Source organism: Neorhizobium galegae bv. orientalis str. HAMBI 540, from assembly GCF_000731315.1.
GTDB lineage: Bacteria > Pseudomonadota > Alphaproteobacteria > Rhizobiales > Rhizobiaceae > Neorhizobium > Neorhizobium galegae.
Map to the genome: position 1 here is coordinate 2,816,303 of NZ_HG938353.1, position 11,574 is coordinate 2,827,876.

At 62.9% G+C, this 11,574-nt stretch carries 12 protein-coding genes and 1 pseudogene; 7 read left to right on the top strand and 6 right to left on the bottom strand.

Annotated features, from left to right (window positions below):
* The first annotated feature begins 51 nt into the window (after nt 1-51).
* Nucleotides 52-1,257 carry a coiled-coil domain-containing protein gene (locus RG540_RS13995; RefSeq protein WP_038588976.1) on the top strand — a complete coding sequence of 402 codons (1,206 nt, stop codon included), beginning with the start codon at nt 52-54 and terminating at the stop codon, nt 1,255-1,257.
* A gap of 5 nt (nt 1,258-1,262) precedes the next feature.
* Here RG540_RS13995 and RG540_RS14000 read toward each other — a convergent pair whose 3' ends face one another.
* Entirely contained in the window at nt 1,263-2,084 is an 822-nt protein-coding gene (locus tag RG540_RS14000; protein ID WP_038588979.1) for a TrmH family RNA methyltransferase, read from the bottom strand.
* Nucleotides 2,084-2,470 (bottom strand): hypothetical protein, encoded by a 387-nt coding sequence (locus RG540_RS14005; RefSeq protein ID WP_038588983.1) that lies wholly within the window; start codon nt 2,468-2,470, stop codon nt 2,084-2,086. The genes RG540_RS14000 and RG540_RS14005 overlap by 1 nt, the downstream gene beginning before the upstream one ends.
* A gap of 53 nt (nt 2,471-2,523) precedes the next feature.
* Between RG540_RS14005 and RG540_RS14010 the strand changes: the two genes are divergently transcribed.
* From RG540_RS14010 to RG540_RS14030, 6 genes and pseudogenes are all read left to right on the top strand, one after another.
* A complete protein-coding gene (locus RG540_RS14010) occupies nt 2,524-3,546 on the top strand; it encodes an RluA family pseudouridine synthase (RefSeq protein WP_038588985.1) in 1,023 nt (340 codons plus the stop codon).
* A gap of 70 nt (nt 3,547-3,616) precedes the next feature.
* On the top strand, nt 3,617-4,450 hold the full coding sequence (locus tag RG540_RS14015) for a helix-turn-helix domain-containing protein (RefSeq protein WP_038588988.1): 834 nt from the start codon (nt 3,617-3,619) through the stop codon (nt 4,448-4,450).
* Nucleotides 4,451-4,542: 92 nt separating this feature from the next.
* The gene (locus RG540_RS32855) at nt 4,543-4,704 is read left to right on the top strand and encodes a hypothetical protein (protein ID WP_167551674.1); all 162 of its coding nucleotides are present in this window, start codon (nt 4,543-4,545) and stop codon (nt 4,702-4,704) included.
* Nucleotides 4,705-4,804: 100 nt separating this feature from the next.
* Nucleotides 4,805-5,110 (top strand): DUF1127 domain-containing protein, encoded by a 306-nt coding sequence (locus RG540_RS33525; RefSeq protein WP_038588991.1) that lies wholly within the window; start codon nt 4,805-4,807, stop codon nt 5,108-5,110.
* 249 nt (nt 5,111-5,359) lie between these two features.
* Entirely contained in the window at nt 5,360-6,262 is a 903-nt protein-coding gene (gene rpoH / locus RG540_RS14025) for an RNA polymerase sigma factor RpoH (protein WP_038588993.1), read from the top strand.
* Nucleotides 6,263-6,352: 90 nt separating this feature from the next.
* Nucleotides 6,353-6,736: pseudogene (locus RG540_RS14030) on the top strand (ACT domain-containing protein).
* Nucleotides 6,737-6,793: 57 nt separating this feature from the next.
* On the opposite strand, the gene RG540_RS14035 reads toward RG540_RS14030, so the two are convergent.
* The 4 genes from RG540_RS14035 to RG540_RS14050 form a co-directional block, all read right to left on the bottom strand.
* Nucleotides 6,794-7,078: a HigA family addiction module antitoxin gene (locus RG540_RS14035; RefSeq protein ID WP_038588996.1), complete on the bottom strand. Its 285-nt coding sequence runs from the start codon at nt 7,076-7,078 to the stop codon at nt 6,794-6,796.
* A 13-nt stretch (nt 7,079-7,091) separates the two neighbouring features.
* Nucleotides 7,092-7,370: a type II toxin-antitoxin system RelE/ParE family toxin gene (locus RG540_RS14040; RefSeq protein WP_038588998.1), complete on the bottom strand. Its 279-nt coding sequence runs from the start codon at nt 7,368-7,370 to the stop codon at nt 7,092-7,094.
* Nucleotides 7,371-7,439: 69 nt separating this feature from the next.
* Nucleotides 7,440-10,148, bottom strand: coding sequence for a hypothetical protein (locus RG540_RS33475; protein WP_038589002.1), 2,709 nt, complete (start codon nt 10,146-10,148; stop codon nt 7,440-7,442).
* Nucleotides 10,149-10,207: 59 nt separating this feature from the next.
* On the bottom strand, nt 10,208-11,506 hold the full coding sequence (locus RG540_RS14050; protein WP_038589004.1) for an adenylosuccinate synthase: 1,299 nt from the start codon (nt 11,504-11,506) through the stop codon (nt 10,208-10,210).
* Nucleotides 11,507-11,574 lie beyond the last annotated feature (68 nt).

Sequence of the window (11,574 nt, forward strand, 5' to 3'; positions counted from 1 at the left end):
CATGCTTAAACAGCCTGCGCATTTCCATCCAGACCGCGAAACGGCCGCATCGTGATCCAGTTTGCTCTTCTGTTCGGCTTGGGTTTCCTGAGCGCCGCACTTGCAGTGATGCTGATTGCCCCGGCGGTCCACAATCGCATCGTGCGCTACACCGAAAACCGCATCAAGGCGACGCTGCCGATCAGTCCACAGGAAGTCCGCGCTCAGCGGGACATGGCCCGCGCCGTCTATGCGGCCGAGAATGCGCGCACCAAGCAGGAACTCGTCCAGGAAAGAGACAAGGCGGTCGCGCTGCAGATCAGGAGCGAAAGCCTTGCCGAGGAAACCAGGCAGCTGCTGTCCGAAATCACCGACCTGCGCACCCAGATCGACACCATGGATGTCGAGGCCGCCGACGCCCGTTCGCGCCTGCGCCAGGAAGACAGCTATATCCAGCAGTTGAAGGCGGCGCTCGAAACCGCCGAGCAAACCGTCACCGCCAAGGACCAGGAGATCGAGAAGCTGCAGCAGCGCCAGCTTTTGATGATAGCCGAAGCCGACAATTTCCGGATCGACCTTTCCACCCGCGACACCGAGGTGGAGAACCTGAAATTCCGGATCACCGCCTTGCGCGACGAACGAGACACGTTGCGCAACGACGTCCGGCTGCAAACCTCCCGCGCCAAGGACGCCGAGGCCCGGCTCACCCAGGAAGAGCATCGCGTCCAGCGACTAGAGGACAAGCTTGCCAAGGAAATTGCCGACCGTGCCGACAGGGAGACGACGCTGGAGCGTCGGCTTGCAGAGATCGGCCGGTTGCGGGACAAGCTGAAAGGCGCCAATGCCGAAGCGCGGGATTCCAGTCGCGCCCTTCGCGATTCGGCCGTCGTTCGCCCGGTGATAAAGGCAGGGCCGAAGAAGAAGATTACTCCGGAGGACATCAACCTGCGCGAAATTCCGCACGCCCCGCCTCCGAGACAAGCCCGGATTTCCGGACAACCCGATGTCGATCCCGTCGTGGCCAGGATGGCTGAGGATGCCCGCAGCAGGGCAATGGCGCTCTCCGAACCCCTGCAGAACGACAGCGGCAGCGACGAAGCGATTCGCCAGGAGCTCGCCGCGATCGCCGCCAGCATGGTGGCGATGACGGCGGCGTCCGAAGGTTCGTCCTCACCGATCCACAAGATCCTCTCCGGCAAATCCGGAAACGGCAACCGGGAAAGTCTGGCGGCGAAGTCGAAGAAGACGCTGGCCACCGCCCAGGACGCAAACACCTGAGACTTCTATAATCTACCTTGGGCCATGGCGATCTCGTAGAGCGCGATCCCGGTCGCCGTCGCCGCATTGAGACTGTCGAGGCCTGGCGCCTGGGCGATGCGCGCCGATCGGATGCGGGTAAGCACCTCTGCCGGCAGCCCCTCGCCCTCCGTGCCAGTGATCAGCACCATCCGGTCCGACGCAGGCACCTCGCGAATTTCCACGAAGCCCGTCGGAGAAAGTCCCCAAACGGCAAAACCGTTCGCCATCAGCACAGCCAGGATATCGGACATCGTGCCGTGCCGCGTATAGGGCACCGAAAGCACAGATCCCACCGAGACCCGCAGCGCCTTGCGGTAGAGCGGATCGCAGCAACTCTCATCGAGCAGCACCGCATCGGCGCCGAAAGCTGCAGCATTGCGGAAGATGGAGCCGATATTATCGTGATTGGAGATGCCGAAGGCAGCGACTACCAACGCCTTCTCCGGCAGCCTGGCAATCAGTTCGGAAGCGCCCCTCTCCTGCCGGCGGCGGCCAAGCGCCAGCACACCGCGATGCAGGTGGAAACCGGCGATCTGATCAAGCACCGCGGCGGACGCCACATAGACCGGAATATCTGCCGGAAAACCTTCAAGGATCTCGGAAAGCCCCGCAACCCGGTTTTCGAGCAGCAGGATCTTCTCGGTCAGAAAATCGCCGCCCGAACCATGCGCGGCGGCGAGCATCCTGAGTACCACCGTGCCCTCGGCGATGAACCGCCCTTCCCGTCCGGTCAGGTCCCGTTCACGGATCGACCGGAATTCGGCGATCCGCGGGTCGTCCGCGTCCTCGATGCTAACCGGCGCCATTATTGCGGAACGGCCACCGTCACATCGGCGACGATGCGGCCGGCGGCGATATCGTAGATGAAGACCTTCTGGTCGCCGGTCAGCAGGCCGTAGAACAGGATCTGGCTGCCGGAGAGCGACACGCCCTGCACGACGAAGCCGGCAGGCAGTTCCGCGGTGGCAGCAAGCGGCTGGCCGGACGGCACCGAGAACCCGCCCGTCGAGGCGATCGTCTCTGGCTTGGCAGGCCGCTGCGCGACCTTGTAGACAATGGCGCCAAGGACCGCCATAAAGCAGACGAATAAGATCCCGCCCGAAACGAGTATCAGAAGCACCATTTTCCGGCGGATTCTCTCCATCGCCGGATCAAGCGGCTCTTCCTTTTCCTCGATCTCGGGTTGGGGCATGAGGGCGTCCTTGTTTCTTGTCGAATGCTGTCGATTGCTATCGGAATGATTGAATGAACGATCCCTTTAAAGAAGCCGGGCGCCCAAGGAAAGTCCTCACCGCCTCCGATGAGGCCAACGGACGGCTCGACGCCTGGCTGGCATCCGTGCTGGAAGGCGAGTTTTCGCGAAACCGCATCAAGGCGCTGATCGAACAGGGCGCCGTCAGCCTGAACGGCAAGCCCATTCTCGAGCCGAAGAAGAAGATCAATGCCGGCGACACCGTCGAGATTGATCTTCCCGAACCGGAAGACCCGGAGCCCAAGGGCGAGGATATCCCGCTCGAAGTGCTCTACGAGGATGCCGACCTGATCGTCATCGCCAAGCCCGCCGGCCTCGTCGTCCATCCGGGCGCTGGCAACTGGACCGGCACGCTCGTCAATGCGCTGATCCATCATTGCGGTGCAAGCCTCTCGGGCATCGGCGGCGTCAAGCGCCCTGGCATCGTCCACCGGCTCGACAAGGACACGAGCGGCGTGATGGTCGCCGCCAAGAACGATATCGCCCATCGCCACCTTGCCGACCAGTTCGCCGACCACGGCCGTTCCGGACCGCTGGAGCGCGCCTACCAAGCCGTCGTCTGGGGCCGTCCCCGTGGGCTGAAAGGCACGATCGACGCACCGCTCGGACGCGCCGGAGACCGCACCAAGCGCGCCGTGCAGAAGGAAGACGCAAGCGACGCCCGCGAGGCCATCACCCATTACCAGGTGATCGAACGGTTCCACGAGAAGCCGGATGCAACCGCACTCGCCGCGTTGATCGAATGCCGGCTGGAAACCGGCCGCACCCATCAGATACGCGTGCACATGGCCCATATCGGCCACCCGTTGATCGGCGACCAGGATTATTCCGCCGGCTTCAAGACCAAGGCCAACCTGCTGCCGGATTTCGCCAAGAGTGTCGTCAACCGCTTTCCACGTCAGGCGCTGCACGCCTTTCTGCTCGCCTTCGAACACCCCCGCACCGGCGAGGTGATGGAATTCGAAGCACCGATGCCGGACGACATGGCTGAACTTATCGAGGCGCTGAAGGCATGAAACGGGTGGTCTGACGGGCTGCCGGAGAGTATATACCTGACGACATCCACGAGGTATCCCAAGGTCCTCCATGAGCCAGCTCGCCGTCACAAAGCTCCTCGATACTGACCTGATCAAGGTCCGCGACGTCGTGTGCAGCGGTGAATGCAGGCACCGGAGCGGCGAGGAATGCTCGCATGCAACCAGCCTCGTCTTCCCCTATCGCGGCGTGTTCATGCGCCATGTTGGCCGCGACGACACCGTCGCCGAGGCCAACCAGGTGCTGTTCTTCAACTGCGACGAGGCCTACCAGATCAGCCATCCGGTCGAAGGCGGCGATTCCTGCCTCAGCATGGACGTGCCCGAGGCGATGCTGGAGGAACTGGTCCCGGCTGAGCACCGCAATCCGAAGGGATCGCGCATCGTTTTCAACATGCAGCGGCTCAGGATCGACGAGCGAGCCCAGGCGCTGGTGGCGCTGCTGCGCCACAGCCTGATGCGTGGCGCCGCCGAGACGCTGGAGGCCGAAACGCTGGCCATGACGCTGGTGCGTCGCTCCGTCGGCGTGCGCACCGCCCGCGCCGCGACCGCCAGCGCCGGCCGCCAGAAGTTGGTGGATCGCGCCAAGCTCGCTCTCTCCTCCGATCTCGCCCGCCGCTGGACGCTTGCCGAGATCGCCCGGGAGGCCGGCGTCTCGCCAGTTTACCTGACCCAGGTTTTCCAGCAGGTGGAGGGCACGCCGCTCTACCGTTATCAGCTGCGTCTTCGGCTCGCCCGCGCACTCGACCTGCTCGGCACCTATGACGACCTGACGGAGCTCGGGCTGGACCTTGGCTTTTCGAGCCACAGCCATTTCTCCTCGGCTTTCCGGCAGGCCTACAGTCGGACGCCGGCAGAATTCCAGCGTTTTGCGGGCCTGAGATAACACGGCGCAAAGTCGCTAAAGATTCTGACAGCGCAAGAGCGGCCTAAAGTGCTTTTCTTCTTCCCGTAAGGTCAACATCGGGAGATGCCATCATGAAAGAGAATACCTGCGCCGCCTGCGACTGCGAACTCGATTCGACGCGGATTGCGGTGAAGATCGGCGGCAAGACGGTCGAGGTCTGCTGCGAGGAATGCGCCGAAGCACTGCAGGAAGCGGAAGCTGCGACCCGCACGGCCCAGGCAGCTAACAAGTAAACGGCAGCCAACACGTAAACGACCGACATCGAGGCGGGCGCCAGCCGCCCGCCTCTCAAACACCGGCCGCGCATCGGCCACCCCCTTCTGGAGAAAGATCATGAAAAACGAGAACCGGGCGGTCTTCGACCGCGCATCGGAACGCTATCACCTTGTCTTGGAACTGTCGCCCGCAGCGGAGCACCAACCGCCCGCAGCGGACGTTGCGCCGACCAAACCATCGCTCCTGCGCCGCTTGGTCGCCGGCATCGTCAGAACATTCCGCCGGCACCGGAACCGGCTGGCGCTGCTCGAGCTGACCGATGACCAGCTGAAAGATATCGGCGTCTCACGCAGCCAGGCTTATGGCGAGATTAGCCGCTACCGCCGCAGCAACGCGCACAATCTGGAACGCAAATGCCTCTGATCCGGCAGAGATAGGTGAAGCAAAGAAACGCCAGAATCCCGCTTCCTAGCGGGTCCATCGGAGCGCCCGTATATTACGACATTGTAATGATATAACGCTTCTGTGATGACTTGAATCACTGTTCTGCCGTACTTATCTGTCACTTGGGTCGGTGTGGGGTCGAAAATGACCTGCGCCGCTTGGCTCGCCTTCAGCATGCACAGCTAGATCAAAAAGGGAGCCGATACATAGATCGGAAAGGGGTGCTTTATGGCCCGCAATACTCTGCCTTCCATTACTGCCGGTGAAGCCGGCCTCAACCGTTATCTCGACGAAATCCGCAAGTTTCCCATGCTGGAACCGCAGCAGGAATACATGCTGGCAAAACGGTATGCCGAACATGCCGACCGGGATGCGGCCCACAAGCTGGTCACCAGCCATCTGCGTCTCGTGGCAAAGATCGCCATGGGTTACCGCGGCTATGGCCTGCCAATCGGCGAAGTCGTTTCCGAGGGCAATGTCGGCCTGATGCAGGCCGTCAAGAAGTTCGACCCGGAACGCGGCTTCCGCCTGGCAACATACGCAATGTGGTGGATCAAGGCCTCGATCCAGGAATATATCCTGCGGTCCTGGTCGCTCGTGAAAATGGGCACCACCGCCAACCAAAAGCGGCTGTTCTTCAACCTGCGCCGGTTGAAGGGCAAGATCCAGGCGATCGACGAAGGTGATCTGAAGCCCGACCAGGTGGCCGAAATCGCCACCAAGCTGAATGTCTCCGAGGAGGAGGTGGTTTCCATGAACCGCCGCCTATCCGGCGACGCCTCGCTGAATGCGCCGATCCGCGCCACCGAAGGTGAATCCGGCCAGTGGCAGGATTGGCTGGTGGACGACCACGAAAGCCAGGAAGCCGTGCTGATCGAGCAGGACGAGCTCGATACGCGTCGCCGCATGCTGGCCAAGGCGCTGAGTGTGCTGAACGAGCGCGAACGCCGCATCTTTGAGGCCCGTCGCCTGTCCGACGACCCGGTGACGCTGGAAGAACTGTCGTCCGAATTCGACATCAGCCGCGAACGCGTCCGCCAGATCGAAGTCCGCGCCTTTGAAAAGGTGCAGGAAGCGGTTCAGAAGGAAGCGCTCGCCCAGGCGAACGCCCTGCGCGTCGTGGACGCGTAGTCCGACGCGACGCTGACGATACAAAAGGGGCTGCTTCGGCGGCCCCTTTTCCTTATCTGGCATCCATCAACTGGAAAGGGAGGAGCAGGGATGGCACCGCTCATCACACTCAGGGAACTTGCCGGCAGCTACGCCATTGCCAGGCTTGAAGCTGCCGACCGTATTCCCGCATAGGCCGACGGCGACGGTTTCGTCAGCATCAACCGCACCGACGACGAACTTTCGATCGCCTGCCGCGAGGAGCGCGTGCCTTCCGACATCAAACAGGATGGCAGCTGGACCTGCTATAAATTGCAGGGGCCCTTCGCGTTCGGAGAAACCGGCATCGTGCTCTCGGTGATCCAACCGCTTTCGGAAAACGGCATCGGCATTTTCGTGGTCTCCACCTTCGACGGCGACCATCTGCTGATCAAGACGACCGACAAGCCGAAGGTCCGAGAGCTGCTGCAGGCGGCCGGTCACACGCTTGTTTAGGAAAATCACCATTTGGCATCTATTGGCAAAAAGCGGGTGGCTACACCGGCTGGAACGTCAGGCGGCTTCGGCCGGTTTGACCTCTTCCGCGATCCGTTCGCCATTTTCTCGTTCCGCAAGAGCGAGTTCATATGCGGTCTGCAGATCGAGCCAAAAGCGGGCGCTGTTTCCAAAATATCGTGCCAATCTCAGGGCTGTATCGGGCGAGATGCCGCGCTTTGCGTTGAGAATGTCGGTGATGCGGCCAGATGGCAGGCGAAGTGAAAGGGCGAGCTGATTGGCCGACAGGCTGCGTGCGGTGAGTTCGCGCTTCAAAATGCGACCCGGATGAACTGCTATCATCTACATACCCTTCCTAATGATAGTCGACGATTTCCACGTCCCAGTCATCTCCATCCCTGAACGTGAAACAGATCCGCCACGGCCCGTTGATCGTCATTGCCCACTGCCCTAAGCGATTTCCGGAAAGCTTGTGAAGGCCGACCGATTTCAGTGGACTGAGATCGTTCAAGGACGAGGCTGCGTGGAGCGCCGCCAACAACTCGATCGAGGCCTCTTCGTTCATCCCCGAAAACTTGGATTTGCCTTCCTCGGCAAAGCGACGGGTTGAACTATTGACCCACGATTTGATCATGAAGAATCGTACTACGCTCGGCGTAGTACGTCAATCATCACCGCTAGGCTTCAAAGTGCCGTGCCTCGGTCACTGTCCGCTGGCGGTCGCTCCGAGCGTGCCCCATTCGCGAATCGCATCGTTGAAAGCGCGTTCGCCGTCCGGCCCCTTCTGGAGCGTCAGCAGCGCACGGCGCCCATTGCGATAGGCTATCGGAATGTCGATCCAGTTGCGGTTGCGCAGGAGTTCCAGATTGGTCGAGCGTGCGTCCGGGAAATCGTTGAGTGCGATCATGTGGAAGTCGTCGGTGATCTTGGCGGGCACCGCGATCAGCGCATTGCCGCGATCCTGCTCGCTCGACTTCATGGCGATACGCTGCACGCTTTCGATCGCACCGCCTTCGAAATCCGGCGGCACGGCGAAGACGATCTCGATCAGGTGGCTTGCCGGCAGCGATGGGTCGCTATTGCGCTTGAAGGTCATCAGCGCCGTCAGGCCCCTGCCCGGCACGTTGATCCGCCCCTGAACGACAGGCTCCTGCCGGCCGTTCGCACCGGCTTCGCGTTGAAGCGACCAGGATACTGTGCCGTCGATGGCCGTCGGTGCCGTCTGCCCGATCCGCTCCTCGTAGAGGAACATTTTCTGGCCTGCGAGCGCCGGAGCCTCCGCCGGGTTTGCCGGCGGGGTGCTGGCGGGCGGGGCGACGTTATTCGGCGCGGGCACTGCCGGCGGCGTTTGAGCTGGCGCCGCGTTGGCGCTGCCATTCGGAGCCCGCGGAGCCGCGGCCGGCGCACTCGGAGTGGGCGCTGGCTGCGCCGGAGGATTGGCGGGCGGCGCGTTGAGCTGGGCTACCGACTGCCCTTCGGCATTCTGCGCCAGGCCGGCGGTGACACCCGGTCCAGCATCGGCCTCGCTGCCGTCGGCCATCAGCCGCTGTGTGAATTTGGTCCCGGCTGCCGATCCGTCCGCAGCGCGGGGCGTCGCGGGTGCCGGCGTATTGGCCGCACCGTTCGGGGATGGCGTTACCGGGGTTGAAGGCGTCGAAGGAGTGCTGCGGTTGGGCTGCGGCGTGGCGGGCGCAGGCGCCGGCGTCTGCTGCGCTGTCTGGCTTCCCGGCAGGCTCGACTGGATCAGGCCATCGACCATGTCGTTCAGCGAGTCGCGGTTCAGCCAGATCGCATAACCACCGCCGCCGACAAGCGCCAGGCCGACGATCGCCAGCACGATCCCGGCATAGTTGCGCTTGCGCACCGGCGTGACCCGATAAGGCCTTGCCGGCGCATGCATCAGGTCGTCCGCATCCGCATCGGTGTGAAGCGTACTGCGCGCGCCGCCGCCTGAAGAGGAAGACGTGTCCTTGTTGAAGCCGATCAGTTCCTCGAGATCACCCCACGGATCGTTTTCGACCGGCTTCGCGGGCGCGGCAGTGGTCTTCTGTGGCTGCTGCTGGTCAAGATATTCGGCGAAGGGATCGATCCCGGCAGCCTCGTCCCCACCTGCTGACGCTGCCGCACCCTTTTGCTGCGCGAGTTCGGGCAGATCGGCGACCGACGGCATGCGGACGTAAGCCGCCGCCACGTGGGTCTCCGGATCGAAATGGGCCTCGGCCGGGGCTGCGGTTCCGTGACCATGGCCGATCGGTTCGACAGGACCGGCCGTGACCAGTTCGGGCACATCGTTCCATGCCGCGGCAGCGACCGTTTGCGGGCTCGGCGCCGGCGGCTCGGCCGGAGCCGGCACCTCCCAACCCCAATCCTCGTCTACCGGCTTGGCCGGTTCCGGCGGCTGATGAGCCTCGGCTGGCTGCTCGACCTCCATCCGGTCCTCGACCGGATGCTGATCTTCGAATGGATGCGGTTCGCTGTGCCATGACTCCACGAATTCCGGAGCGCCCTGCTGAACAGCCTGGTCCCCACGCGTCGGATAGGGGAAATCGTCCTCGGTCGTCTCGTTCCCGACGGCATCGTTCTCAACGGTATCGACCGGTTCGGCGGCCACCGATTCGGCATTGACCGGTTCCGGCACAACCGGCTCGGAAGCCGGCAGCGGTGCCGCCGTCGGAAATTCGATCGTGCTCTCGTCGAAAGCCTGCGAGGGCTCGGGCACCTGTTCGGAATGATCGTAAGGGTGAGTTTCGGATGACGGCGCTTCCGACGGTACGTCGTCCCGCCAATCGCCATATTGCTGGGCGGCAGGCTCCTGCTGATCGGCAACTGGCGCTGCCTCTTCCTCCTCGTGGAGGACGGCTGGCTCGGAGACCGGAGGCTCAACGTAGGCCGGCTCCTGCGCGACCGGCTCCGGCTCGGCGGGCTCGGCATCGACGACAGCAGATCCCGGTTCTTCATAACCGTCTTCGTAAAAGACGGGCCGTTCCGCGCGAACGACGGGGGCCGATTCGGATGCGGCCGGCGTCTCTGCCGGCTCATAGCTTTCCGGCACCTCAGCCGGTTCGGCAGCGGACTGCTGGTCGTCCTGGTACTCGGAAACCCGCTCCGTCGGCAGCCCTGCGGCATCGCGCTCGGCGGGAGGAGCCTCCTCGGCCGGCGGGGCATCCACGGCAGTTGCGTCGTCTGCTATCGGTCCCAGCGCTTCGGCATGTTCGCTCTCGACGTCGACAATGGCGGCTTCGAGCTTGTCGAGCTGCCGCCGCAGCATGTCTTCAGGCGGACGCGGCTTCATGTTCTCGAGTTGCCGCTGCACGGCGCCACGAGCCTTTTCATAAACCTTCGCACGCATCTCCGGCGTATTGTTCGCCAGACCGTCAACGGCGCGGCGGATCACCGCTACAAAATCAGCCATCAGCACTTTCTCATGTAAGCCGGCCCGAAGGCCGGCCGAATGGTAATCAATTCTTGACTTTAATCTTCAAACGGGTCGGTCACAAGTATGGTGTCGTCCCGCTCCGGGCTGGTGGAAAGTAGAGCAACCGGCGCACCGATCAATTCCTCGACCTGGCGGACATATTTGATCGCCTGGGCTGGCAGATCCGCCCAGGAACGTGCCCCGACCGTCGATTCCTTCCAGCCTTCGAGGGTGACATAGATCGGCTCGACGCGAGCCTGGGCGCCCTGGCTTGCCGGAAGATGGTCGATCTGCTCGCCGTCGAGCATGTAGCCGACGCAGATCTTCAGCTCGTCGAGACCATCGAGCACGTCGAGCTTGGTGAGCGCGATGCCGGTGATGCCGTTGGTGGCAACTGACTGGCGCACGAGCGCTGCGTCGAACCAGCCGCAACGGCGCTTGCGGCCGGTCACAGTGCCGAATTCATGGCCCTTCTCGCCAAGGAACTGGCCGATCTCGTCCTTCAGCTCGGTCGGGAACGGGCCTTCACCGACGCGGGTCGTGTAGGCCTTGGTGATGCCGAGGATATAACCGAGCGCGCCCGGCCCCATGCCGGAGCCGGCAGACGCCTGGCCGGCAACCGTGTTCGACGAGGTGACGAACGGATAGGTACCGTGGTCGATATCGAGCAGCGACCCTTGAGCGCCTTCGAAAAGAATGCGCGCGCCCTTGCGGCGCTGCTTGTCGAGCAGTTCCCAGACGGTTTCGCGGAAGGGCAGCACACGGTCGGCGACCGAGGTCAATTCCTGCATGATCGCCTCGTGCGAAACTTCCTTCTCTCCGAGACCACGGCGCAACGCGTTATGGTGGGTGAGGATACGATCGACCTTGCCCGGCAGCGTCTCCATGTCGGCAAGGTCCATGACGCGGATCGCGCGGCGGCCGACCTTGTCTTCATATGCCGGGCCGATGCCGCGGCGGGTCGTGCCGATCTTGGTGCCGCTGTTGGAGGCCGCATCTTCGCGCATGCCGTCGAGCTCGCGGTGCAGCGACAGAATCAGCGTAGCGTTATCGGCGACTCGCAGGTTCTCGGGCGTGACCTTGACGCCCTGCGCGCCCAGCTTTTCGATTTCGGCCAACAGCGCATGCGGGTCAAGGACGACGCCGTTGCCGATCACGGCGATCTTGCCGGGACGAACGATGCCCGAGGGCAGCAGCGAAAGCTTATAGCTGATGCCATCGATGACGAGCGTATGGCCGGCATTGTGACCGCCCTGGAAACGCACCACGATATCGGCACGTTCAGAAAGCCAATCGACGATCTTGCCCTTGCCTTCGTCACCCCATTGCGAACCAACCACGACTACGTTCGTCATCTGCGTTTCCTGTATTGCGGGCAAAGCCCCACGCGACCACACGCGCACCTTCCGTAGATCAATATTGA

What these genes read in the sequence shown, in the direction of transcription:
- RG540_RS14000 (WP_038588979.1), bottom strand. Translation starts at nt 2,084, where the DNA reads ATGGCGCCGGTTAGCATCGAGGACGCGGACGACCCGCGGATCGCCGAA.
- RG540_RS14005 (WP_038588983.1), bottom strand. Translation starts at nt 2,470, where the DNA reads ATGCCCCAACCCGAGATCGAGGAAAAGGAAGAGCCGCTTGATCCGGCG.
- RG540_RS14010 (WP_038588985.1), top strand. Translation starts at nt 2,524, where the DNA reads ATGAACGATCCCTTTAAAGAAGCCGGGCGCCCAAGGAAAGTCCTCACC.
- RG540_RS14015 (WP_038588988.1), top strand. Translation starts at nt 3,617, where the DNA reads ATGAGCCAGCTCGCCGTCACAAAGCTCCTCGATACTGACCTGATCAAG.
- RG540_RS32855 (WP_167551674.1), top strand. Translation starts at nt 4,543, where the DNA reads ATGAAAGAGAATACCTGCGCCGCCTGCGACTGCGAACTCGATTCGACG.
- RG540_RS33525 (WP_038588991.1), top strand. Translation starts at nt 4,805, where the DNA reads ATGAAAAACGAGAACCGGGCGGTCTTCGACCGCGCATCGGAACGCTAT.
- rpoH (WP_038588993.1), top strand. Translation starts at nt 5,360, where the DNA reads ATGGCCCGCAATACTCTGCCTTCCATTACTGCCGGTGAAGCCGGCCTC.
- RG540_RS14035 (WP_038588996.1), bottom strand. Translation starts at nt 7,078, where the DNA reads ATGATAGCAGTTCATCCGGGTCGCATTTTGAAGCGCGAACTCACCGCA.
- RG540_RS14040 (WP_038588998.1), bottom strand. Translation starts at nt 7,370, where the DNA reads ATGATCAAATCGTGGGTCAATAGTTCAACCCGTCGCTTTGCCGAGGAA.
- RG540_RS33475 (WP_038589002.1), bottom strand. Translation starts at nt 10,148, where the DNA reads ATGGCTGATTTTGTAGCGGTGATCCGCCGCGCCGTTGACGGTCTGGCG.
- RG540_RS14050 (WP_038589004.1), bottom strand. Translation starts at nt 11,506, where the DNA reads ATGACGAACGTAGTCGTGGTTGGTTCGCAATGGGGTGACGAAGGCAAG.